The sequence below is a fragment of the Leptospira sanjuanensis genome (assembly GCF_022267325.1).
GTDB lineage: Bacteria > Spirochaetota > Leptospiria > Leptospirales > Leptospiraceae > Leptospira > Leptospira sanjuanensis.
Map to the genome: position 1 here is coordinate 549,100 of NZ_JAIZBG010000001.1, position 23,518 is coordinate 572,617.

Here is a 23,518-nt window from a genome sequence, read left to right on the forward strand (position 1 = left end):
TATGCAAAAACTTGAATCTTTCTTCCGCAAACTCGATTCTCCCGTCAAGGGATTGATCGTACTCGTTTCGTTGTACGGCTTTGTGACTCTGGCTCTTTGGTCCCGTTACGAATGGAATCCTTCTTCGATGGTAAACTTCGGAGAAGAATTCATCAAAAAGAACGAAGCGGAATCGCCGCGCGGAGTGATCGCTTTTAAAGGTAAGGAAGGAGATCTCGGAGCCGGATACGACGGTCAGATCTTTTATTATTATTCCAGATCGATTTCCAATCTCAGCTTTCAGTGGCCGGAAGGTTTTGATCCGACTTACCGAGCACCCCGCATCGGTTATCCTTTGCTCATTTCCGTTTGGGGAGTTTTCGGGAAATGGGGCAACATCGCGGGGATGTATATCCTCAGCCTTTCCTTATTGTATCTTTCCTATCTCGCGTTGAGAATTCTTCTGAAGGACAAATCGCATTGGGCGATCTTGTATCTGATTTCTCCGTTTACGCTGGCGAGTTATTCGGTTCTCGTGAGCGACACGATCATGGTTTCCTTGATCGTTCTCGCGATTTACTTTTACGAAAAGGAAAACTACGTTCCGTTTTATCTTCTTTCCGGTTTGGCCTTGCTCACCAAAGAACCCGCGCTGTTTTATCTTTTCTCGTTGGGGCTTGCGGCCCTATCCGGAAAAGACGTAAAAAAAATGTTGATCGTGGGCTCTACGCTGTTGGTTCCGTTTCTCTGGCAAATCTATCTCAAATATACGCTGCCGAATTGGACGCCTACAAGACTCGCGGTCTTCATGATTCCTTTCGAAGGAATTTATAAATATCTAATGGAGTTGGGAGCGAGTTTTTCAAGCGGCGGAGGACTTAAGCCGATCATTCGTTCTTTTTCCAAGTTTCCTCTCGTGCTTCAGTTTTTGACGATGTTTCTGATTCCGTTTACGGGCACTTGGAGGAAGGCGACGTTTTACAAGGTCGGTTTTTCTCTGGTGGTTTTGATGATCGCGATCGCGAACCACTACCATTTCTGGTCCGAATACATCAATACGATCCGTCTTTTTACGTTCGCGATTCCTTTGTATCTTTTTATCAAAGCCGAAGACGACGACATCATCGATCGTCCGTTCGTGTTCTTGTTCCTGATCAATTTGGTTCTGATTTTGGCGAGGCTAACGGTTTTGTATAAGGTTCAGGATTACGTGGTGCGTTGAGATCGATCCGAACACATTATAATGTCCGATAAATATTTGACATCGGATTAGAACGGTTCATATTCTTGTTGTGAACCATCCATTGCTCAGTCGTATCACTTTGAATCCGGACGTTTGTCACGGTAAGCCGACGATTCGGAATCAGAGATACACCGTAGAATTAATTTTGGATCTGCTTTCCTCCGGAATGAGCGAAGACGAAATTAGAGAAGATTATCCGGCTTTGGAAAGAGAAGATATTCTCGCTTGTCTGGAATACGCTTCCAACTTGGTAAGGATAAAATCGATTTATAAAGCTTCTGCATGAAGTTCTTCGTCGATGCTCAACTTCCACCGAGTCTCGTTCAATATCTCAAAGATCGCGATATAGAAGTATGGCATACGGAAGATCTTCCGAAAAAGGAAAGAACTCCGGATTCCAAAATCTCCGCCTTTTGCAATGAACGAAACTTAATCCTGATCACGAAGGATTCCGATTTTTTAGATTCTTATCTTTTAAGAAACGAACCGAGAAAACTCCTCTCCGTTACAACCGGAAATATTCGGAATAAGGAATTGATTCTTCTTTTTGACCAATTGATGAATACGATTCTAATCGAGTTTGAAAATAGTCACTGGCTGGAGCTTTCCAACGAAGGGTTGATCGTTCATTAAAGGAATTGGCTTCACCTTCTTTTGCCGCGGATTTCCAGACATAATCTTTTCGATTCAGTCATTTTCTAAATACGTTCTCTTCTCACAGCTTAGGAACGTTCCGTTTTCCGATACCGCTTCCGATACCATTCTTCTCTGAGAATGCCCCTCAAAAAGCAAATGACAGGGGGAGAAGTCGTGATTTTGTAGGTTTAAGATTCGAATTTTTTACATCAGGATTAAAAACCCATGAGCGCAACCAAGACCGCCGTTGATCAAGCAACCGCGAAAAAAGCACTTTCCGTTTCTGCGGGAGTGATTGAAGAAGTTACAAAAGCCCTTGCAAAACGCTGCAGCGTAAACGGAAAAGTTTCCGTGGACAAGATGGACGAAAACCAACTCGTTCAATACCAAATCGCTTGGCTTACTTCCGAACAAAAAATCGCAGAGAAGTTCGTTGAATACGCGTGGGACTCTTCCCGCGGAACCGGCGATCTTGAACAAGAAATGGCGGTCGTGTTTGCGGCTGAAACCGTGAACCACGTTCGTTCCGAAATCAGTTCCCGTCCTTCCGAATACGGAATCAAAGCTTCGGATCTCGTTTCCAAAATCTACAACGACGAAATCAATCAATTCTTGGAAAACGCGATGGCGATCCAAAACTACAACGAGATCGCCGATAAGATCGTAGCAAAAGGTCACTTCGGCGCTTACGGTCTGGACGACGATCACGAAATGTTCCGCGAGACTTTCAAAAAATTTGCGGAAGACGTGGTGATGCCTCATGCGGAACACGTTCATAGACACGACGATATCATTCCCGAAGACATCATCGGCGGACTCAAAGACATGGGCTGTTTCGGTCTTTGTATTCCCGAGTCTTACGGCGGAATTCAACCGAACGACAAACCGGACAATCTTTCCATGCTCGTGGTTACCGAAGAACTTTCCAGAGGCGGTTTGGGAATCGCGGGTTCTTTGATTACAAGACCGGAGATCATGTCTAAGGCTCTTCTCAAAGGAGGAACGCAAGCTCAGAAAGACAAATGGCTTCCTCTTCTCGCTTCCGGAGAAAAAATGGCGGGGATCATGGTGACCGAGCCGAATTACGGTTCCGATGTTGCCGGAGTTTCCGTTACCGCAAAACCTGTGAACGGCGGTTGGGTAATCAACGGAGTAAAAACCTGGTGTACATTCGCGGGTTATGCGAACCTTCTTTTGATTCTTTGCAGAACGGAATCAGATCCATCTTTAAAACACAAAGGACTTTCCATTCTTCTCGCTGAGAAGCCTTCCTTTACCGGTCACGAGTTTACTTACACACAACCCGAAGGCGGAAAGATCGAAGGAAAAGCGATCGGAACCATCGGTTATCGCGGTATGCACTCTTTCGAAGTTTCCTTCGACAATTACTTTGTTCCCGCAGAGAACCTGTTAGGCGGAGAAGAAGGCAGAGGAAAGGGTTTCTACTTCCAGATGGAAGGGTTTGCGGGCGGAAGAATCCAGACCGCAGCGCGCGCTCACGGTGTGATGCAGGCGGCTCTCGAAGCGGCTCTTCGTTACGCTCAAGAAAGAGCTGTGTTCCAAAAACCGATCTACGAATACAACTTAACCAAGTATAAGATCGCGAGAATGGCGGTGATCCTCCAAGCTTCTCGTCAGTTTGCGAACCACGTTGCGAATCTTTTGGACGACCATAAAGGACAGATGGAAGCGACTCTGATTAAGTTCTACGCTTCTAAAGTTGCGGAGTGGGTCACTCGCGAAGCGATGCAGATCCACGGCGGTATGGGATACGCGGAAGAATATGCCGTTTCCCGTTATTTCGTGGATGCTCGCGTATTCTCCATCTTTGAAGGAGCCGAAGAAGTAATGGCTCTGCGAGTGATTGCGAAATCTCTCATGGATCAATACGCGGCAGGTTGATCTTCAAAATTAGAATCTAAAAACTCCGTTTGATTTTTCGAAATCATCGGAGTTCGGGCGATTGAAAACTGCATTCTCTTTTTTGAATGTAGTTTTTGATCGGAAGGCGGGTTCGTTCCGCCTTTTTTATTGTAAAAGGAAGAATCGATTCAGTCGCGGTCAGTTTTTGGGCGAATAAATATTTCGTTCTCCGGTGATTCCTTTCAATTTTCTCGCGCCGACGAACTCGAAGTTTTGCGTACCCGCTTTGTTCGCGAATTCTTCGGTGGTAAGAATGCTCTTTTCGAAATCCTTGCAAAGAGATTCCACACGAAACGCTTGATTGACTGCGTTTCCGATTACGGTAAAGTCTAGTCTGTCCTTGGCGCCTACGTTTCCGTAAACCACGTCTCCTACATTCAAGGCCATACCCAGATGAATCTGAGTTTCGGGGCGTTCCAAGTTCCACTGTGTTACTGAATTCTGGATTTTTCGAGCCGCGCTCAAGGCCGCCAAACATGCCTTATGCGGATCATTTTCTTCGGCGGGAAAAACGGCGAGGATCGCGTCTCCGATAAATTTTAGAATTTCGCCTTTTTCTTCCTGGATCGGTTGTGCGGTAAGTTCGAAATAATGATCCAGGACTTCCACGATTCGTTTCGGAGAATTATTTTCACTCAAAGAGGAAAAGTCTCTCAAGTCGGCGCAAAGAATCGCCGCGTAAATCGTTTCTCCCGTTCCTCTCATGAATTCTCCCGAAAGGACGCGTTTGGATGCGTTCGGTCCGAGATAGACTTCGAGCAATTCGTTGACCGCGAACTTTCTCGATTCCAAATCTAAACGCAGAGAAAGAACGCTTCGAATCGAATTCAGCGATTCGATCTGTTCGTCCGTAAATCCTCCGGGCGCGTCCGTTGTCCAAGAGATGGCACTCCGTATATTGGTGCCGAATACGGAAACGAAGATGCAATAATCGGTTCCGCCTTTTTCCCGTAAGTCGACGCAAATCGGGTAAGAAAGATCCGCGTCCGGGCCGACCAACTTGCAACGGATAAAATCTCGCGCGCCTTCGCGGATCAGAAAGATCGGGCTATCTTTGTATTGTTGCTGTTGAAGGCCGTCGTGAGGAATCAATACGACTTGCGTTTCTTCTCCTCTGGTCCAGATCAAAGAACGAACCATTACTTCCGGATGCATCGTGGGTATGCTTGTGAAAAATCTCCAGACCGGAATCCCCGCTTCTATAATTTTTTGATTTAAAGTCTCTATAAGTTCTTTGGATTCCAATTCCCTCGACGACGGACTGGACAGCCAATTCAGAATATCTTTCATTCCAATCTCTTCTTGTATTTCCATGCGGAATATAGACCGATGTTTCGATTTGATGGTTCGAAAATCATTCAAACATGGAATGAAAAACGACTTCAATCTCAAGCACAATTTTAGAAAATCTTAGAGAGTTTTGATGAGGAGAGAAAGGGCTTTAGGGGAATTTCGTTTTAATCGGATCGTTTGAATTTCGACTTACAAAAAAAGGTTTCTTGTAAATCGAAGCTCAGTTTTCCAAACGATCGACTTAATTTTCTCCCGGAAAGCTTGTCACGTATTGGATCTTAATGTCCGGGAAACTTGTTACGAATTGAACTTTCGTATCAGGAAAGGAATTTACGATCTCCCATTTACCGCAGGAGTCGGGGAAAGAAGTTACCTTCTGCACCTTTAAGTCCGGAAAGGAAGTCACTTCCTGCACTTTTACGTCCGGAAAACTCGTTACGATCTGAATCTTTCCGTACAATTTCTTTCCGTTGAACGTACAACCGGATTGAACGTTACCTGCATACGCAGTCCCCGCCGCTATCGCCAAGCAGATTGAAAAAATCACTAACAATAATTTTCTTGTCATTCGATTCTCCTATTGCTATGAATATAAGTCCTAAAATTTGTTTTTGGAAACTAATTTTTAACCAACGGCGATAAAATGGTAATGAACGACTAGTTATCGGGATTGTTCGTACGAACGAAAAAGGATCGATTTTAGTCCCGGATAAGAAGTTACACATTTGATTTTTACGGAGTGTCTCAAAACGATTCAATTAAACTTTGATATCGGGGAAGTTCGCTACAATTCGTATTCTTCCGTATAACTTCTTTCCTTGAAACATACGAACGCTGTGGCTATTCTTTGCGTATGTCGCATTTCCGCTTAAAAAAATAAGCAAAGAATGGGAATTTTCGTTTTCATAAGCGATCCGGCTCCCGCGTATATTTTCAAAGCGTCCATTGGAAGGATTCGATTCCTTAATGTTCCAAAAGAAGCGAATTTGCATGGGAAATTGAGTTGCTCAATCGACTCTTTTTTTCGGTATAGTGGAATGAAGGGAAGAAGCGCTTTGTACGATTCTTCCTAATGATGCGGGCAACGGTCCATGAACGATTCTAAGCAAAACGGCAAAGATAAACCATCCATCGATGAGATTCAGGAATGCATTCGCTTTCTCGAATCATTGACCGAAAAACCGGAATTGTTGACGTCGATTCCCGAAAAAGAACGCATCGCGTTGATGATCGTCGCCGGTAAAATTTCCCGTCCGGATCGGAACGAAATCCGAATTCGCAATAAAACGATCAAACATAGCAGAAGAAAAGAAGTCGTCGCTTCGGAAAAGAAAGCGCGTGCATTGACCGGAATCCGTTTGGCGCGGACCGCGACCGTATTCAAAGCCCCTTTGCAAATCGCGGATCAAACCGATATATGGAAAAGCGAAAGCGCGCCCGAGTTAGCTTCACCACGAAATTGTTATATTTGTAAAAAAGAATATACCCGTCTTCATTTCTTTTACGATGCGATGTGCGTCGAATGCGGGGATTTGAACTATAAAAAAAGATATCAGACCGCTTCCTTGTACGGACAAGTCGCTTTGATTACGGGTGCAAGACTGAAAATCGGTTATCAAGCTACGTTGATGCTGCTTCGCGCGGGTGCGACCGTAATCGCTACGACCCGTTTTCCCGTGGATGCGGCCCTACGATTTTCCAAAGAGGAGGATTTTTCCCATTGGTCCGATCGTCTTCAAATTTTCGGATTGGATCTGAGACATACTCCGAGTGTGGAATTGTTCGCAAGTTATATCGAACAAACCGTGGATCGTCTGGACATTCTAATCAATAACGCGGCGCAAACCGTTCGCAGACCTCCCGGTTTTTATTCCCACATGATTCAATCCGAATTATTAGAATACAATGATATACCGAAAGAAGCCTCTCAGCTTTTGAAGTTGCATCGGGATTGTAAGGAACGTTTGACTTCTTTCGGCGGAGAAAATCTCGCAAACGAAGCGGCTCTTCCCGTAAGCTGGAACGGAAAAATTCCCGGGGTCGGTATTCGATCTTCGGCGCAGCTTTCTCAGATTCCGTATTCTCACGATAATTCTTTCGAATTGGAGACGGTTTTCCCGGAAGGGCAACTCGACGCCGATTTACAGCAGGTCGATCTGAGAAAGACGAACAGTTGGAGATTGAAGCTCGGAGAAATTCAAACTTCCGAGATGCTTGAAGTTCAACTCGTCAACGCGGTCGCTCCCTTCGTACTTTGCAATCGCCTCGTCTCGATTATGCGAAGAGAAAACACGGGACAAAAACATATCGTGAACGTCTCCGCTATGGAAGGAAAGTTTCATCGGTTTAAAAAAGAGGACAGGCATCCTCATACCAACATGGCAAAAGCCGCGTTGAATATGCTCACTCACACGTCTGCGAGCGATTTTGCGAAAGACGGAATCTATATGAATGCCGTGGATACCGGTTGGGTCACCGATGAGGACCCGATCGAATTGTCCCAAAGAAAACAGGATTTACACGACTTTCAACCGCCTCTGGATATCGTAGACGGGGCTGCGCGTGTTTGCGATCCGTTCTTTGACGGAATTTTAACCGGCAAACACTGGTGTGGTAAGTTTTTAAAGGATTACTTTCCGATCGATTGGTAAACGCTAGGTTTTGTACCGTTCTTCGTAATTGAATGCGTAAAAGTCCGATTCCGGTTCGCATCGTAATCTTCGGATTACTCGATTGTCGGATAAGTCTAAGTGGAGAATATAACTGTAACATCTGTGGAATGTGGGAACTCCATCATTCATCGTATATACGATAGAATTTCCGATCCCCACGGTCTCCAACCAAAGAAGATAATTAAAAAGAAAACAGCGAGATACTCCGTGAGCTTGAGCCAAAGTTCCTAAAAACGTCCAGCTTCCGGTGCTAAGACGCACATTCACTCGTCTCATTTTCGAGTTACCGGAACTTACTTGATACAAAGTTCGCCCCGCCTTTTTTCCGATTCTTTTTGTCGCGGAAAGATATTTGCCGTAGGTCCTTAAAAGGTAAGGAATCTTTTTAGGAAGAGCCTTCGCTTCTTTTTCGGAAAAACGAATCCAGGTTTCTTCCGGAATTAAGAGAGTGACGGTTTCGGAAAAATTCTCCTGAAGTCTCGAATTGATTTCATAATCAGAATTTAATGATAAGCATCCCATATCGATAACGGTTTTCAAAATCGTATAAGGAGCCTCGATTATCGGATTTTTTTAAATTAAATCCTCAGGTTCTATTATTTTCAGTTTTCTAAAATAATCGAAAAATTCGTTTTCGATCGTTTCCCTTCTCGTTTTTTTTGCGGGGCCCAAGATCAACAGACGATTCTCCGCTCGCGATAAACCGACGTACAAAATTCTTCTTTCCTCTTCGAGCAATTCCAAGGGAGAATCCGGTTTTGCGTTCCAGCCGTCGGCCACGTCCACGAACACGGTGTGGAATTCCAAACCCTTGCTCGCGTGTATCGTCATCAGGAAATCTTCGGGAACTCCGGCTCGAACATATTCAGCAATTCTAAAGTTTGATCGACAGAGAATTTGAACGTCGTTCTCTGCCGGTTCGAGCGATCGAATCAAAAATGGAATCAAGTCCGAAACTTCTTCGATCGGAATTTTTCCCGCGAGTCCCTTTCCTGCGCGCGCCGGAAGAACTTCCTTTTCGATTTTTTCGCGGTTTTTCCCGATGGGAATCGCGGAAGCACGAATGATTTCGGGAAGAGATCGGTAGTTTACGTTCAAGAAATGAATCCTACAAGGCTGAAAGAGTTTTTGAAAATTCAAAAAAGCGAATGGAGAACAACCTCTAAATCCGTATATGCTTTGAGAATCGTCTCCGACGACCGTAATCGAAGCGCTTTGAGAAAGGAGTTTTAAGAACTCGAGTTGTTCCGAATCCGTATCTTGAAACTCGTCTACGATGATTTTTCGAAGCGTTCGTTTCGGTTCGAGCGTCCAAACCTCTTCGTTTTTCAGACCGTCCAAAAACATTCTCACCAAATCCTCAAAGTCCAAAAAAGCGTTTTCCAGTTTGTAATTTTGATAAGCGAACTCGAGATCCTTTTTCAATTCCGGAAAATATTCCCGAATATAAGGAACATTCTCCGCCCAAAAAAGCTCGTAAGGAATTCCGCCGACTTCTTCTCGCTTCGATTTCAGATATTCACGATAAAAGACGATCTTATCCTCCGGCGGAAGGATTTTCGGTTTTTGAACTTTAAACTTAGGATGCCAGCGGCTGAGCGCATACAAACAATAGGCGTGAAACGTCTGCACTCGAATCGAATCTTTTGCGGTGGCTCGTAAGATTCGTTCCGAAATTTCTCCTGCGGCTTTTCTGGAAAACGTCAAGACCAGAACGGATTCTTCAGGAAATAAGTTTTCAACTAAAATTCGTTCGATGATTCCGACCATCGTGCTCGTTTTACCGGAACCGGCCGCGGCCACGACTTGAACGAATCTTGTATCATCTTCGATGACCGCTTTTTGGGCTTCACTATATAGAACCTTCTTTTCCATTGGTTTGCTCCGTTGCCGAAACCGGTTCTTGAAAGCGAAAAACAAGGGAGAATATTCGGATTTTTTGATAGGTTCGGGAAAAAGGCTGTACTTTTTCGAAAAGAAACCGGAGGATTGAATCGGTCCTTCCGATTTCGATCGGGAAGTGACTTCTCACAGGTTTGAAGATCGAATGATGACGCAAAGCCCCGTTCCCATTTTACCGCGAAAAAGAACCCGATTCCGCGCAACGGTTGGGTCCGTGCTTCCTCATAAAAATCCGGAGTTGTCGAGAATTCTTCTGCAGGACATTTGTCTTTTGATTTCCGGAAGACCGGTGATTCAGGCACAACTCTTCTATCTTTCCCGAAAATTCCGATCCATGGATCTGAAACCGGGAAACGAAGTCGAGTTTGACGCAAGGATCAAACCCGATCGAAAAGGCCTTTCTTCCGATTCGATCCGATTGAATTATCCCACGAAAATCTTCCGTTTTAATCCTGGAAAAGAGCGCTTCCTTTTTTAGCGTTTTACGCGTTTGACTTACCCGATCCTCGGTAAATTCTATCCTAAAATGAATTTACGATAGAACCTCGCTCTTTCGAGCAGGGGAGGTACCTTGGAAACCCTTAAGTTTTTTCTCGATTTCTTTTTAAACCTGGAAGCGCACTTGGATACGATCATTCAAACGTATCAAAACGGCACTTACGTCATTCTATTTTTGATTATCTTTGCGGAAACCGGTTTGGTCGTTACGCCGTTCCTTCCCGGAGATTCCCTTCTTTTTGCGGTCGGCGCGTTTATTGCGAGAGGTTCCCTAGATTTGGGGAGTACGCTCGTCCTTCTTATCATCGCAGCGATTTTAGGCGATACGGTCAATTATTCGGTAGGGAACTTTACCGGAGAAAAGATATTAGAAAAAGAGAAAATACCTTTGATCAAAAAGGAACATCTCCAAAAAGCCCATCGATTTTACGAAATTTACGGCGGTAAAACGATCATCATCGCTCGATTTATTCCGATTATCCGTACGTTCGCCCCTTTCGTCGCGGGAATCGGAACCATGACATATGTTAAGTTTATTGCATATAATGTGATCGGCGGAATCGTTTGGATCTCGATCTTTATCCTCGGCGGGTATTATTTCGGGAACTTAGAATTCGTAAAAAGAAATTTTAAAATTGTAATATTCGCAATTATTATTATTTCTGTCATGCCTGCGGTAATCGAATACTGGAAGGAAAGAAGAAAGGGTAGAGTTTAATCTTTTCCGAACAAAAAAGCTCGCCCGGGTTGTTGCTAAACGATGAACTTAAGAGAAAGTTTTATTTCGAAATTTTCGGCGAGCTTTGTAAAACCCAGATTCGAGATCTGGTTCGCGGCCATTTTGATTCCTGAAACTCATCAGGCGTTTTGGGTCCGATATTCCACTCTCAATCCCAGAAGCAATCGGGATTTATTTCCATCCGGAGCACTTTGGGCATCTTTGTTCGATCGAAAAAATCCTAAAAATCATCGAACCACGGTCCAATCCTTTCCGTATGAAACCGTAACGATCTCCGACGATGCGATCGATTTTCCGGACGCGTCGGTCGGCCCCGATCACATGCGGGGTAAAATTCAAACGCAGCAAGGGGAGAATTTATCCTGGGATCTGGAGTTTCGTCATAAACAAGAACCCGCTTGCCATCTCCCACCTTGGCTCGAAAAAACCCCGATTCCGAAAACGAGAAGTATCGTATCTTCTCCGTTTACCGAAGTTGCGGGGTGGATTCAGCTCGCGAATCAAAAATTCACATTCCAAAATGCGAATGGACATTTCAATCATATCTGGGGAACCAATCGGGTCGCTCAGTTGTATTGGGCTTTTGTTCCGAAATTCGACAACGATCCGGACAATTGGTCCTTGGAAATCGTAACGGTTCGCCCGCAACCCTTCGCGCCAGCCTTGACCTTCGTTACGCTCTTAAAAGCGGGAATTCCGATCCATCAACATTCCATTTTCCGTTCTTTAAGAAGCGCCACAAAAGTGGAATATCCTAAAGTGACTTTCAAAACCCGTCTCGATGATTATGAAATTTTTGTGGAAGGGGAAATGGACCGAGAACAAATCGCGGGTTACATCTACCGCGATCCGGACGGAAGCCCGAGATATATCGAACAAAGCGATATCGGAACCGTAAAGTGCGTTATCCGACATCGCGGGAAAGAAATCACTTTAAAAGCGGAGCAGGCCGCGGGCGTTGAGTTTCACGGAATGCGACCTTGGAGAAACGATCACGCTTATTTGGACCCGTATCAGGTTCGATTTTAGAACCGGCTTTATTGAATGATCGATACCGCCGAACTACGGGAATCGGTTTTCAAAAAGGAAAATCTTACTCAAAAAAAGGGCGGATTTGACCCGGAAACCCGTCTAAGAAAAAAGATTAAAAATAATTTTGACGAGAATTGGTTTGCACCCTGAGAGGAAAATCATTTCACTTCCAATCGGACGATTCGATTTCGTCGATTCTTTTTATGGAGTCTTCGATTCGGCGTTCTAATTGAAAAACATGAACCTTCTATTCAACCTGAATCATAGAATTCTCGCGCTCCTGAGCTCCGTTTTGATTCTTTATACCGTAATTGCGCTGATTCGACCGATGGATTCCGGTAGAAACGCCTCACCGGCTGCGGCCGCGACGGAATCCTCGGAAGCCTCCGAAGCGGAGGCGGAAAAGGAAAAAGCGGCCGAACTCAAACTGGAGGATCTTGCTTCGCAAGAGAATTCTTTCGCACTTCATTATGATTTGGAATCGGCTCGTTACATCGATCCGGCAAATCTCGTTCCGGTTCAACACTTCACCGAAATAGAAAACCCACCCCCGGAAAAACTCCTGCTTTCGATCTGATTGTTTTCGAAATTTTCGGGCTTTGCCCGAACAGGAGTTTTTATGAATATTCTACAATCATTACCCCGTGTTTCCTGGGACGACTTGAAACACGATCTATCTTCGGGTTTGGTCGTCTTTTTAATCGCGCTCCCTCTTTGTATCGGAATCGCCTTCGCATCGGGCGCTCCGATCATCTCCGGCTTGATCGGAGGTATCGTCGGAGGGGTTGTCGTTTCCATGATCAGCAAGTCGCCTTTATCGGTCAGCGGCCCCGCCGCCGGATTGACGGTCATCGTTTACGATTCGATCCAAACGCTCGGAAATTTTAACGACTTTCTTTTGGCTCTCTGCATCGCGGGAGTCTTTCAAATCCTATTAGGTTTTTTGAAAGCGGGAATTCTCAGTAATTTTTTTCCGTCCTCCGTGATCAAGGGATTGTTGGCGGCGATCGGCGCGGTTCTGATCTTAAAACAGATTCCCCACGCGATCGGTTACGACATGGATTACGTAGGCGATATGGGATTTTTTCAGAAAGATCACGAAAATACGTTTTCGGAAATTTTGACCGCCTTTACCCGGTTTACGCCGGGAGCCGTGGTTCTGTTTGCAGTTTCGATTTCTTTGATTTTACTTTGGGAAAAGATGAAGCTTCAGAAAAGATTTCTAATTCACGGATCCTTGGTTGCGATCGTAGTGAGCGTTTTATTAAACGAAGTCTTTCGCTCGTTCGGATTCGGCATCGCCGTCGGTCAGGATCATTTGCTACAACCGATTCGTTTGGACAACGTCTGGGATCTTTTCCAGGACGATCTTTTTCCGAACATTTCCCAATGGAAGAATCAGGCGGTTTATATCATCGGTGTGAAGATTTGTATCGTGGCCAGTTTGGAAACACTTTTGAATTTGGAGGCGGTAGAAAAATCGGATCCGGAAAGAAGAATCGTTTCCAAAAACCGCGAACTGGTTGCACAAGGGGCCGGGAACTTAATTTCCGGAATCGTAGGAGGATTGCCGATTACTTCCGTCATCATTCGAAGTTCGGCGAATTTACAAGCGGGTGCTAAAACGAGACTCTCCGCATTTCTGCACGGTATTCTGCTTCTTTTTTCGCTCGTTGTGATTCCGAGCTGGATCGCGAAAATCCCTCTGTCTGCTTTGGCGGCCGTCCTTCTCGTTGTTGGTTATAAACTCACCGATTACAGCATTCTCAAATCGCAGTACAAAAAAGGGATGGATCAGTTCGTTCCTTTTATGGCGACTTTGTTGGGAATCGTTTTTACGGACATTCTGATCGGAATCGGAATCGGCGCGCTGTTTTCCATCTTCTTTATTATGAGAAGAAACGTTCTCAATCCTTACGTATTCAACAAGAAGGATATGGCTTTCGGAGTGGAAGCAAGGATCGATCTTTCCGAGGACGTCTCGTTTCTGAATAAGTCGAGTATGTTGTATAAACTCGAAAAAGTTCCGAATAACTCGCGTTTGATTATCGACGGTTCCAAGTCCAAATACATCGATCCCGACGTTTTGGAGATCATCGAAGACTTTAAGATCGTCGCGAAGTCGCGTAATATCCGGCTGGAAATCATAGACGTAACGACTCCTTATCAGAAGATCAAAAACAAACCTCTGGATGTCGTCGCTCAACAGGATTATCAAAGGCTCTTCGATAACAATCGGATTTGGGTCGAGGAGAAGCTTGCCAAAGATCCCGATTACTTTAAGAATCTTGCATTGGGTCAAGCGCCTCAATACCTTCTGATTTCCTGTTCGGATAGCAGAATTTCCGTTAACGAAATGACCGGTACGAGCGCGGGGGAACTTTTCGTCCACAGAAACATCGCGAATTTAGTGATCGATACCGATATGAACCTGATGTCCGTGCTTCAGTATTCGGTCGAGGTTTTAAAGGTGAAACATATCGTAGTTTGCGGACATTACGGATGCGGAGGAGTAAAGGCTGCGATCGACGGAAAGTATCACGGTCTGATCGACGCATGGTTGAGGCACATTAAGCAGGTGTATCGAATCCATAAAAAGGAACTCATTGGGATTTTGGATGAGAGCGAAAAACACGAACGTCTCGTCGAACTCAACGTGCGGGAACAGGTTTACAATCTTTGTATGACGACCATCGTCCAGAACGCATGGGCGCAGGGCAACGACCTTCAACTTCACGGTTGGGTTTATGATATCAAAGAAGGGAAGATTATCGATCTGCACATAGAGATCGATAAGGATTTTCGGGATTACGATATTTTCCGTTATCAATTCGAAACGAAATAACAACGTTTCGATGATGGAGTTCCGAATCGTTATGGGTTTGGAAATCGTAAGTTGTCAATATCAGGAACCGGAGAACCGCTCCGGCTTCCTGATCTAAAGCCGCTTTTTATGCGTCAATATTACATCCACTTATTCCCATCGGTTCGTTTAACGTTTTTAACGTTTCGCCTTCGAGTTTCTTAAGAGATAGGAATATTCAAAAATTTGAATATTTATTCGAATTTTTACTCTCATTTGAAAGCGATCCTGCGAAACGTTCTCAGTTTAAGCGGAGATGCGGGAAAAGAAAATCCGTTCCTGGACGAAATTCTCTTTTTCCGTTGACAAGCTAATCGTAGCTTTAAGCTGGAGATATGAGGAGCGGGATCTATAAAGCGGGAATTTTTCTTACGATGCTGTCCGTCGTTGTCTTGCTTCTGGATTGCGGACCGACTTGCGGATTTAACGGTTTAGAAGATACATCCCTTTATTCCGAATCCGTTTCTCCTTGCCATCAGGACAAAAATTCGGATTCCGAAGAGGAAAGAAACTGCGAATGGGATATCGGTTCCGTCTCGATTTCGGAATCGGATTCTCAATTCTCCAAATTCATTCGATTTTATTTACCGATTCACTTGTATTCGGCGAACGTATTCTTTTTGTTTGTCTTTTCTTTTCCGCAATCCGAGATCGTTCCAAACGAAATTCTTTCGACCGATCCCCAGCCGATCCGTTTGATTCGATCCGTCCGCATTCTAATTTGATTCAATTCTCCTAGCTTATTTGCGGACTATGATAGGAAACTACGTTGCGTTTTCTATCCGCAGTCCGAGATCGTTTCGATTTTTTAGGAGGTATTTATGAGATACGATTCGAATTCCGCTTTCGGGAGAATTCTTTTCTTATTCGCGGATCAATTCCGATCACAACAGAATATTCGAAAAATAATATATTCCGTATTTTTAATTTTATTTTTACCGTTCATGTCCTCGCATGCGGAATCGAACGAAACTCTGGATGTTCCCAAAATCGTCGGTTTGGCTGAAAAGAATTCTCCGTTGCTTTTGTCTTTGAACGCGGATTTGGAATCCTTGTTTTATCAGCGCAAACAACAGGGAAAAACGCAGAATCCGGCCGTCACGGTCGACTACGGACAAAGAAGCGCGGCCAACGAAAGCGGTGCGGAATACGCGCTTCAATTCGAACAGCCGATCTATTTTCCGGGAAGAAAGGAATTGCGTCAGCTTTTGGTCGATAACGATTCTCGAATCAAGGAAATCCAACTCGCCGAAGCTTCCAATTCCATCCGTTTCAACGCGGTCAAATTCGCGTATCGGTATTTGGTTTCGGCGGGAAAACGAAACCACGTTAAGGAACGACTGAGAAGACTTTCGATTCTTGAAAGTTATATTCGGGCGAGACCGTTCATCACTCCTCAAGCGAAGACGGATCTGTTCATCATTCAAAGAAGAATTCTCGCGTTGAGAAAACATTTCAACGATCTCGAACTGGATGCGAATAAACAGTACGAGGCGATGAACTTGTATCTGATGTTGGAATCTTCCCCTTCGTTGCGGATTCCGTTTTTTTCGGAGGGTGCCAAGTTCGATTTCAACCAATTGCAGACCAAAGCCGTTTCGCAAAATCTTAGTTTGATGGCGGCCAAGGGAGAAATCGAAAAGGCAAAAACGGAACTGAATCTCGCTACTTTGGAAAAATATCCCGATTACTCGATCATCAGCCAAGTCGGAGAAGACCGGTCGGGGGTCGCGAACCGGTTTTACGATTTCGGTTTAAAATTTCGAATTCCTGTTTGGGATCAGTTTCAGAATAAGGTTTCCGCCGCGGAAACGAACGTAAAGTCGAAACAGGGAATTCTTCAACATCAGGAGAATCTAGTAAAGACCGCGTTCAAGCAGGCGTTTCTCGATTACGAACAATCCAAGATCAATCTGAGGCTTTACGATCTTTCTAAGTTAGACGAAATCGAGCGCGATCTGAATTACGCGGACGTAGAGTTTAAAAAGGGAAGAATTTTGATGATGAGCTATTTGGAATTGGAAAATCAGCTTCATGAAACCCATCACGCGATCTTAGACGCGCAGATTTCCCATCTTGAGGCGTTGCTAAATCTTCTCCACATCACGAACGAAAAAGATATTATAGGAACTTTTAAACATGCTGTCCAGACTTTTGAATATCAGCTTAAGTAATCCGATCCTTTCGGCGGGGATCGTATTCTTCCTATTCGTTTATTCCTTTTTCACTTTGAAAGAGGTCCCGATCGACGCGGTTCCGGACATCACGAACGTGCAGGTGATCGTCACCGTAAAAACGGGTTCTCTCGATCCGGAACAAGTCGAAAAGGTCGTCACGTTTCCTCTCGAAACGGAACTGATGGGAATGCCGAATCTAATCGACGTCCGTTCCGTATCTAAATTCGGACTTTCTAATATATCTCTGATCTTTAAGGAAGGAACGGATATCTATCAGGCGCGCAGCATGGTGCTGGAGCGATTAGCGAGCGCCAAGGAAAAACTTCCCAACGGAATTTCTCCCACGATCGTCCCGAACACGACCGGTCTCGGAGAAATTTTCTTTTATACGGTCGAGGCAAAACCGGGAAGCAAACTCGCGTCTCTTCCGGAAAAGGATCTTCTTCTTTATTTAAGAACGGTTCAGGACTATACGGTTCGTCCTCAGTTGAAGGCGCTCGTTCCGGGGATCGTCGAAGTCGATTCCAACGGAGGATACGAAAAGGAAATTCATATCGATTTGAATCCTTCCAAGATGAAATCCTGGGGAATTACGATCGATCAGTTGATCGGGGAATTATCCACGATCGGAGAAAGTTTCGGCGGCGGTTTTATCGAAAACGACGGAAAGGTTTCGATCGTGCGCGCTTACGGAATCAAAAAGAATTTGGCTTCGTTGTCCGAAGTGACGGTTAAAAGAACTCTGACAGGATCTTCGATTCGCGTAGGCGACATTGCGGAAGTGAAGGAGCACGGTAAACAGCGATTAGGCGGAGCAAGCTCCGAAGGAAAGGAGATCGTTCTCGGAACTGCGATGATGCTCCGCGGCGAGAATAGTTATCGGGTGAACGCGGATTTGAATCAGGCGGTTTCGCGTCTGAATCTTCCCGAAGACGTTCAGGTTCGGGTTCTTTTGGAAAGATCCTTTTTGATCCACTCGACGATCCGAACTGTGATCAAGAATCTCGCCGAAGGAGCGATTCTCGTCGTTCTTACTTTGTTCTTTATTTTGTTCAACATCAAAGCTTCCGTAATCGTTGCGATGATCATTCCCGGTTCCATGTTGTTGACAGCCATCTTTATGAAGGTTTTCGGAATTTCCGCGAACCTCATGAGTTTGGGCGCGATCGATTTCGGTCTTCTTGTGGACGCTTCGATCGTGATCACCGAAAACGTTTTGACCCGTTTCGAAAAGACTTCGTTTATCAATCGAGAGGAAAAGATCGAAACGATTTTGAACGCTTCTTTGGAGGTTTTAAAACCGGTTTCGTTCGGAGTCGTCGTGATTATGCTTGTATACGTTCCGATTTTAACGTTAGACGGAATACCGGGAAAGATGTTTCGTCCTATGGCGGAGACCGTCCTTCTCGCTTTGGGTTTCAGTTTGATTTTGGCGGTTTTCTTTTTGCCTCCGATGCTTTTCTTTTTCATTTCACCTTCCGCTAAAGGACAAGGCGCACATCGAGAGACGAAAAAAAGCAGAATCGTAGAGTTGTATGAAACTTATCTTCCTATTCTTTTGAACAACCCGAAACCGATCGTGATCGGTTCGGTCGTATTCTTTCTTCTAACCTTGCTGATCTACTTCAGAATGGGAACGGTCTTTCTTCCGAAATTGATGGAAGGCGATTTGATGCTCGTCGTAGTGCGGGAAGGGGATATCAGCATAGAAGAGAGTCTAAAGGAACAGAAGGAAGTCGAAAAACTTCTCATGGAAATGCCCGAGGTGCAAAGCGTGTTTTCGAGAATCGGAACGAGTTCCGTGGCGAACGATCCGATGGGAACCTTCAACGCGGATACGTTCATCCTTCTTAAAAAGAAATCCTTGGACGATCTCCTTCAGGCAAAGAATTGGGAACTTTTTTTGGATCGGATTCATAAAAAGGTTCAGGATCGTTTCCCGAGTTCGGAATTGACGCTCAGTCAACCGCTGGAAGCGAGATTCAACGAGCTTCTGGAAGGAAGCAGGGCAGACATCAGCGTTCGGATTCTGGGAAAGGACTTAAACGTTCTATTAGGATTGCAGGAAAACTTGAAGGAAACGCTTCATAAGATTTCCGGGGCCGCCGAGGTGGAACTCGATCCGATCATGGCCCTTCGGAAATCCCGGGTGATCGACATCACTCCGGACCCTTCTAAATTAAAATATTATAATATATCCCTTCCTTCGTTTAACAACGTGGTCGAATCTTCGATGAGCGGGTTCGAGCTCGGAGGATATTACGAGGAGGAGGTTCGGTTTCCGATTAAAATCTGGCTTTCGGAGGAATTCAGAAATAGGGAATCGGAAATCTCCGATATCGGAGTCGGCACGTTGGACGGAGGGATGATTCCGATTAAACTTCTCGCCTCGATCGATAAAAAGGAAAAGGTCATGACGATTTCCAGGAATCGATCCAGACGATTCGTCGCCGTATCGGTGAATCTTCGCGGAAGGGATTTGGAAGGATTTTATTCCGAAGCGAAGGATAAGATTTCCGCGATGAACATACCGCAGGGGTATTCGGTTTTTTGGGGAGGTCAGATCGAGAATCTTGCGAAAGCGAAGGAAAAATTATCGGTCATTCTTCCTTCCACATTGTTGATGATCTTTGTCGTGTTGTATCTCGGATTGAGATCGGTTCGACAGGCGCTTCTTGTTTTCTTTTGTGTTCCGTTCGCTTTGACGGGAGGAATTTCGTTTTTATTTTTGCGCGGAATGGATCTAAGCGTTTCCGCTTTCGTGGGATGTATCGCGTTGTCCGGGATCGCCGTGTTAAACGGACTCGTTAAGTTGGATACGATTCATCGAATTCGAGAGGAAAAGAATCTTTCCGTGCGGGATGCGGTTTTGGAAGGTGCGACGAGCAGAATCCGTCCCGTAATTATGACTGCCCTTGTCGCTTCTTTCGGGTTTATTCCGATGGCGTTCGGTGGCGGCTTGGGTTCGGAAGTTCAGAAACCGTTGGCAACGGTCGTCATCGGGGGAATCGTTTCTTCCACAATGCTTACGCTTGTCATTCTTCCCGTGTTCTATTATTGGATGGAGAGAAAAACAGAAAATTAGAATATTCCGATTTTATGATATAGAAGATATAGACGAAAGAGATTCTTTTCTTTTTGAAAAATCCTCAAGCGAATGTGCGGAGTGAAACGGAACAACGTTAAAAAACTTCCCGAAATCGGAACGATCTCGGGAAGTTTTCAGCGAATTACTGATTGGATTTGGCGTTGTTAGCCATTTTCAAGAAGTAGGCGTTCGTGTCATACCAGAGTTGTCCCAAGTAGAGAGCGTTGGTCGCTTCCAAGTGGTCGATTCCGGTGGTTAAAAGAGGGATAGAGGGACCTCCCTTCCAAGTACCCCATCTTTGAGAAGAATCGGGAACGACGCCGTCGTTCGCGATGCTCATCCCGTAGAAAGGAGCGCCGATCGCGCAGATTGGATGCAGTAATCCCATAGCAGGATGTTGAATCAGATCCGCAACGCTGATTGTCGAACCGTAAGAAAAATACTTCACTCCGGAAGCGTTCGGTGCGGAAGCGTTGAACGTTTTCGCTCCGTCCGTTGTGAGCAACTTTAACGCCGCGGTTGCGTTTTGGCTGGAATCTCCGTAAACCACACCCGCAAGTGTTTCGATAATCGTGGAAACGTAAGGGAGCGCCCAGCTCGGGATCACTGTCAAAACGATGTTTGCGATCGGACTTCCTTGGTGCGGCGTATTCAGAGTCGTTACGCTTGCGACCTTGCTGCTCATGGAAAGATTAGAAACCATGTAACGCGCATCCAATCCGCCTTGCGAGTGGCCGATGATATGCACTTTACCGGTGTAATTGTTTGCAGCCATTGCCGCGAGGATTGCCGTCTTCAATTGAGAAGCTCTGCTTGCGCTGGAATTCAACGCAGTAACGGAAGGAGTTAGGACGGTTGCTCCTTGATTGCGAAGATACGCCGCGTTTCCTCCCCAATAGTCGACTACCGTAGAACCGTTTCCCCAACCGAACAAGCCGTGAGCTAAAACGATCGGATAACTTCCGGAGAGCGACTTTCCCGTTCCTCCGCCGGACGCCGACAATACGCTCGTCATAAAGAAGACAAGCACTACACTTAATATTCTCATCACACTTTTCATTTGTATTTACCTCATGCGATCCATCCGGAACCGCAGAACGAAGGATATAAAGGAGCGAACGCCGTTCAAGAAAAAAATGTTAAGCGACATGCAAAATGCTTCATTTTATCGCATAACGTACGTCCGTTATATGAAGCGTTAATTGAATATTCTTAAAGCATTATATTCTTTAAATTTAATATATTTGATCGTAATTTGAGGATGTTTGAACGGGCGGCCGTGTTTTGCGGAGAGAAAAAGAGGCTGAACGTCGTGTTCGAAGGCGCAAAAGAATCGCCCCGCAGTAATGAAACCGCGGGAACGGGAAAAATCAGAGGAATTGATCTACGGTTCTCAAAGAGAACGAGAATTCTTCTTATCCGAAAGAATCGAACGTTCTCTTTGAATGCGAATGCTTACTGATTGCCTTTTGCGTTAGACGCCATCTTTAAGAAGTAGGCGTTGGAATCATACCAGAGTTGGCCCAGATACAAAGTATTCGGAGCTTCCAGGTGATCGATTCCGGTCGTTAAAAGAGGAATGGAAGGTCCGCCTTTCCAAGTTCCCCATCTTTGAGAAGAATCGGGAACGACTCCGTCGTTTGCGATGCTGAGTCCGTAGAAAGGGCCGCCGATCGCGCAGATTGGTTGAAGCAATCCCATCAAAGGATGTTGAATCAGATCGGGAATCGTGATTGTCGAACCGTAAGAGAAATATTTCACCGCGGAACTGTTCGGAGTGTTCGCATTGAATGTTGTCAGATTTGCGGTCGTAAACATTTTCAAAGCGTTGGAAGCGTTTTGGTTGGATTGACCTAAAACGACCTGTACAACGGTTCCGACGATTGTAGAAACGTAAGGCAATGCCCAGCTCGGAATCACGGAATACATGATGTTCGCAATCGGACTCCCGCGGTGAGGAGTATTCAGAGTAGTTAGCGAAGCGATTTTACTCGCCATTCCGAGGTTCGCAATCATGTAACGGGAATCCAATCCGCCCTGAGAATGGCCGATGATATGAATTTTACCGGTGTAATTGTTCGCTGCGAGTCCCGCTAAGATCTGTGTTTTCAGCTGAGTCGCGCGAGCGGAACTGGATTCAAGAGAGGTTACGGTTGGAGTAAAAACGGTCGCGCCTTGATTTCTCAAATACGCTGCATTGCCGCCCCAATAGTCTGTGATGGTCGATCCGTTTCCCCAGCCCAGGGTTCCGTGAGCAAGAACGATAGGATAAGTTCCGGAAAGGGGCTTGCTCGAAGATCCACCACCGGATGCATATATAACGTTCGTTATTAAAAACGCGAACGTTAACAAAATTCTCAAATTCACTTTTCTCATTTTCTTCACCTTGTTTATTTTCAAATCGAAACGCAGTGGAACGTAACGTGGGTGGGGAATGAATCAAGTAAAAAACGGAATATAAGCGGGATCTAAGTAAATTATTTTAGAAAAACGTTATATATTCCGAACGTTCGTAATTTTAAAATTAGAATTCAATCAATCATCAATCTCCTTTAATTTTTCAGTTTTGCTATCGCATACGAAAAACTAAAGATTTAGATATGGATATAGAGTTACGGAGATATCGTGAACCAAGGCGTCTCTTCGAAATCTTTCCTTACTCTTTCTAACAAGTTTATCTTTAATTTATTTTGGGTTTCTAATCCGAGAGCTGGCGCCTCTCCTACATAAACCGACGGCGGAATTTCTAAAAGTCCTCCGCTTGGTTTCCAAGAAGAAGAACCGGGAGTAATTAATTCCATATATTTCTTTTGTATAGGATCGATTTTGTTAAAGTTTTTTGAAACAATCACTCGGTACGCGCCCATGTTATAAAATTGGGAAACATTAGGTTTTACTTCTACTTCGGAAAGTTTAATTAATGTCTCCGGATGTGCCGTAGGAAACGGCATTGTCGCTGAACTGGAAAAGCCGACTCCGCCGCCCAAGCTTCCGGATGACGATACTTTGGTTGAAGTAAAAGAACCTACTAATGCGTATGTTCCCGGCTCAGGATTGAAAATATAACCAACGCCTCTGTTGATCCAATCAGCTTGAAAAACGGCGTTTTGTTCACTTAATGGTTTATTAGGATTGAAATTTCGAACAAAATAGAAATTTGTAGATTTTTGGGGAAGATTGAAAAGATTTCCTCCCGCAAATTTCATCATAGCACTTTCAGCTTGGTTTTCTAATTCCACATAAACGCCTATCGCCGCTATTCTACTATTATCTTTTGGTAGAATGGTGGGCTTCGAAACGCATTGTGCAATAAAAACTACTGGAACTATCAATTTTAATAAAGTCAATTTTTTCATAGTGGAATCCATTATGAAAACTCATTTGTGATGGTAAATTGTTTTTTAAATCACAAGTGAGTTTTTCTTTTTAAAATCGGAACGAAGTATGAGGATATCGAATCGAATTCGACGAAT

General features: G+C 44.8%; 20 protein-coding genes. 13 read left to right on the plus strand and 7 right to left on the minus strand.

The features are described 5' to 3' along the window. The first annotated feature begins 1 nt into the window (after position 1). From LFX25_RS02615 to LFX25_RS02630, 4 genes are all read left to right on the plus strand, one after another. The gene (locus tag LFX25_RS02615; RefSeq protein WP_238728742.1) at positions 2–1,201 is read left to right on the plus strand and encodes an AZOBR_p60025 family cell surface glycopolymer formation protein; all 1,200 of its coding nucleotides are present in this window, start codon (positions 2–4) and stop codon (positions 1,199–1,201) included. A 70-nt stretch (positions 1,202–1,271) separates the two neighbouring features. Next, positions 1,272–1,508, plus strand: coding sequence for a DUF433 domain-containing protein (locus LFX25_RS02620; protein ID WP_238728743.1), 237 nt, complete (start codon positions 1,272–1,274; stop codon positions 1,506–1,508). Next, complete coding sequence (locus LFX25_RS02625; protein ID WP_238728744.1) at positions 1,505–1,855, plus strand: DUF5615 family PIN-like protein; 351 nt, start codon at positions 1,505–1,507, stop codon at positions 1,853–1,855. The genes LFX25_RS02620 and LFX25_RS02625 overlap by 4 nt, the downstream gene beginning before the upstream one ends. A 228-nt stretch (positions 1,856–2,083) precedes the next feature. Continuing rightward, a complete protein-coding gene (locus tag LFX25_RS02630; protein ID WP_238728745.1) occupies positions 2,084–3,760 on the plus strand; it encodes an acyl-CoA dehydrogenase family protein in 1,677 nt (558 codons plus the stop codon). 159 nt (positions 3,761–3,919) lie between these two features. Here the strand turns inward: LFX25_RS02630 and LFX25_RS02635 are convergent, their stop codons facing one another. After that, a complete protein-coding gene (locus LFX25_RS02635) occupies positions 3,920–5,071 on the minus strand; it encodes an adenylate/guanylate cyclase domain-containing protein (RefSeq protein ID WP_238728746.1) in 1,152 nt (383 codons plus the stop codon). Between the two features lie 244 nt (positions 5,072–5,315). After that, the gene (locus LFX25_RS02640; protein WP_238728747.1) at positions 5,316–5,642 is read right to left on the minus strand and encodes a hypothetical protein; all 327 of its coding nucleotides are present in this window, start codon (positions 5,640–5,642) and stop codon (positions 5,316–5,318) included. Positions 5,643–6,165: 523 nt separating this feature from the next. Between LFX25_RS02640 and LFX25_RS02645 the strand changes: the two genes are divergently transcribed. Continuing rightward, the gene (locus tag LFX25_RS02645; protein WP_238728748.1) at positions 6,166–7,725 is read left to right on the plus strand and encodes an SDR family NAD(P)-dependent oxidoreductase; all 1,560 of its coding nucleotides are present in this window, start codon (positions 6,166–6,168) and stop codon (positions 7,723–7,725) included. A 3-nt stretch (positions 7,726–7,728) separates the two neighbouring features. Here LFX25_RS02645 and LFX25_RS02650 read toward each other — a convergent pair whose 3' ends face one another. Next, positions 7,729–8,268, minus strand: coding sequence for a DUF1564 domain-containing protein (locus tag LFX25_RS02650; protein WP_238728749.1), 540 nt, complete (start codon positions 8,266–8,268; stop codon positions 7,729–7,731). A gap of 51 nt (positions 8,269–8,319) precedes the next feature. Then, entirely contained in the window at positions 8,320–9,621 is a 1,302-nt protein-coding gene (locus LFX25_RS02655; protein WP_238728750.1) for a UvrD-helicase domain-containing protein, read from the minus strand. A gap of 172 nt (positions 9,622–9,793) precedes the next feature. Here LFX25_RS02655 and LFX25_RS02660 point away from each other — a divergent pair, with 172 nt between their 5' ends. The 8 genes from LFX25_RS02660 (at position 9,794) to LFX25_RS02695 (ending at position 20,042) form a co-directional block, all read left to right on the plus strand. Beyond that, positions 9,794–10,126: a hypothetical protein gene (locus LFX25_RS02660; protein WP_238728751.1), complete on the plus strand. Its 333-nt coding sequence runs from the start codon at positions 9,794–9,796 to the stop codon at positions 10,124–10,126. Positions 10,127–10,219: 93 nt separating this feature from the next. Then, positions 10,220–10,864 (plus strand): DedA family protein, encoded by a 645-nt coding sequence (locus LFX25_RS02665; protein WP_238728752.1) that lies wholly within the window; start codon positions 10,220–10,222, stop codon positions 10,862–10,864. 42 nt (positions 10,865–10,906) lie between these two features. Continuing rightward, entirely contained in the window at positions 10,907–11,914 is a 1,008-nt protein-coding gene (locus LFX25_RS02670) for a hypothetical protein (protein WP_238728753.1), read from the plus strand. A gap of 241 nt (positions 11,915–12,155) precedes the next feature. After that, positions 12,156–12,494 (plus strand): hypothetical protein, encoded by a 339-nt coding sequence (locus LFX25_RS02675; RefSeq protein WP_238728754.1) that lies wholly within the window; start codon positions 12,156–12,158, stop codon positions 12,492–12,494. 42 nt (positions 12,495–12,536) lie between these two features. Further along, positions 12,537–14,762 carry a SulP family inorganic anion transporter gene (locus LFX25_RS02680; RefSeq protein ID WP_238728755.1) on the plus strand — a complete coding sequence of 742 codons (2,226 nt, stop codon included), beginning with the start codon at positions 12,537–12,539 and terminating at the stop codon, positions 14,760–14,762. 353 nt (positions 14,763–15,115) lie between these two features. After that, positions 15,116–15,505 (plus strand): hypothetical protein, encoded by a 390-nt coding sequence (locus LFX25_RS02685; protein ID WP_238728756.1) that lies wholly within the window; start codon positions 15,116–15,118, stop codon positions 15,503–15,505. A gap of 219 nt (positions 15,506–15,724) precedes the next feature. Further along, positions 15,725–16,954 (plus strand): TolC family protein, encoded by a 1,230-nt coding sequence (locus LFX25_RS02690; RefSeq protein WP_238731480.1) that lies wholly within the window; start codon positions 15,725–15,727, stop codon positions 16,952–16,954. Further along, on the plus strand, positions 16,920–20,042 hold the full coding sequence (locus LFX25_RS02695; protein ID WP_238728757.1) for an efflux RND transporter permease subunit: 3,123 nt from the start codon (positions 16,920–16,922) through the stop codon (positions 20,040–20,042). Before LFX25_RS02690 ends, LFX25_RS02695 begins: the two co-directional genes overlap by 35 nt. 145 nt (positions 20,043–20,187) lie before the next feature. Here the strand turns inward: LFX25_RS02695 and LFX25_RS02700 are convergent, their stop codons facing one another. From LFX25_RS02700 to LFX25_RS02710, 3 genes are all read right to left on the minus strand, one after another. Then, the gene (locus tag LFX25_RS02700; RefSeq protein WP_238728758.1) at positions 20,188–21,105 is read right to left on the minus strand and encodes a lipase family alpha/beta hydrolase; all 918 of its coding nucleotides are present in this window, start codon (positions 21,103–21,105) and stop codon (positions 20,188–20,190) included. A 395-nt stretch (positions 21,106–21,500) separates the two neighbouring features. Beyond that, on the minus strand, positions 21,501–22,421 hold the full coding sequence (locus tag LFX25_RS02705) for a lipase family alpha/beta hydrolase (RefSeq protein WP_238728759.1): 921 nt from the start codon (positions 22,419–22,421) through the stop codon (positions 21,501–21,503). 236 nt (positions 22,422–22,657) lie between these two features. After that, the gene (locus LFX25_RS02710; RefSeq protein WP_238728760.1) at positions 22,658–23,401 is read right to left on the minus strand and encodes a hypothetical protein; all 744 of its coding nucleotides are present in this window, start codon (positions 23,399–23,401) and stop codon (positions 22,658–22,660) included. Positions 23,402–23,518: the final 117 nt, after the last annotated feature.

What these genes read in the sequence shown, in the direction of transcription:
- LFX25_RS02615 (WP_238728742.1), top strand. Translation starts at nt 2, where the DNA reads ATGCAAAAACTTGAATCTTTCTTCCGCAAACTCGATTCTCCCGTCAAG.
- LFX25_RS02625 (WP_238728744.1), top strand. Translation starts at nt 1,505, where the DNA reads ATGAAGTTCTTCGTCGATGCTCAACTTCCACCGAGTCTCGTTCAATAT.
- LFX25_RS02630 (WP_238728745.1), top strand. Translation starts at nt 2,084, where the DNA reads ATGAGCGCAACCAAGACCGCCGTTGATCAAGCAACCGCGAAAAAAGCA.
- LFX25_RS02635 (WP_238728746.1), bottom strand. Translation starts at nt 5,071, where the DNA reads ATGAAAGATATTCTGAATTGGCTGTCCAGTCCGTCGTCGAGGGAATTG.
- LFX25_RS02640 (WP_238728747.1), bottom strand. Translation starts at nt 5,642, where the DNA reads ATGACAAGAAAATTATTGTTAGTGATTTTTTCAATCTGCTTGGCGATA.
- LFX25_RS02645 (WP_238728748.1), top strand. Translation starts at nt 6,166, where the DNA reads ATGAACGATTCTAAGCAAAACGGCAAAGATAAACCATCCATCGATGAG.
- LFX25_RS02650 (WP_238728749.1), bottom strand. Translation starts at nt 8,268, where the DNA reads ATGGGATGCTTATCATTAAATTCTGATTATGAAATCAATTCGAGACTT.
- LFX25_RS02655 (WP_238728750.1), bottom strand. Translation starts at nt 9,621, where the DNA reads ATGGAAAAGAAGGTTCTATATAGTGAAGCCCAAAAAGCGGTCATCGAA.
- LFX25_RS02660 (WP_238728751.1), top strand. Translation starts at nt 9,794, where the DNA reads ATGATGACGCAAAGCCCCGTTCCCATTTTACCGCGAAAAAGAACCCGA.
- LFX25_RS02670 (WP_238728753.1), top strand. Translation starts at nt 10,907, where the DNA reads ATGAACTTAAGAGAAAGTTTTATTTCGAAATTTTCGGCGAGCTTTGTA.
- LFX25_RS02675 (WP_238728754.1), top strand. Translation starts at nt 12,156, where the DNA reads ATGAACCTTCTATTCAACCTGAATCATAGAATTCTCGCGCTCCTGAGC.
- LFX25_RS02680 (WP_238728755.1), top strand. Translation starts at nt 12,537, where the DNA reads ATGAATATTCTACAATCATTACCCCGTGTTTCCTGGGACGACTTGAAA.
- LFX25_RS02685 (WP_238728756.1), top strand. Translation starts at nt 15,116, where the DNA reads ATGAGGAGCGGGATCTATAAAGCGGGAATTTTTCTTACGATGCTGTCC.
- LFX25_RS02690 (WP_238731480.1), top strand. Translation starts at nt 15,725, where the DNA reads ATGTCCTCGCATGCGGAATCGAACGAAACTCTGGATGTTCCCAAAATC.
- LFX25_RS02695 (WP_238728757.1), top strand. Translation starts at nt 16,920, where the DNA reads ATGCTGTCCAGACTTTTGAATATCAGCTTAAGTAATCCGATCCTTTCG.
- LFX25_RS02700 (WP_238728758.1), bottom strand. Translation starts at nt 21,105, where the DNA reads ATGAAAAGTGTGATGAGAATATTAAGTGTAGTGCTTGTCTTCTTTATG.
- LFX25_RS02705 (WP_238728759.1), bottom strand. Translation starts at nt 22,421, where the DNA reads ATGAGAAAAGTGAATTTGAGAATTTTGTTAACGTTCGCGTTTTTAATA.
- LFX25_RS02710 (WP_238728760.1), bottom strand. Translation starts at nt 23,401, where the DNA reads ATGAAAAAATTGACTTTATTAAAATTGATAGTTCCAGTAGTTTTTATT.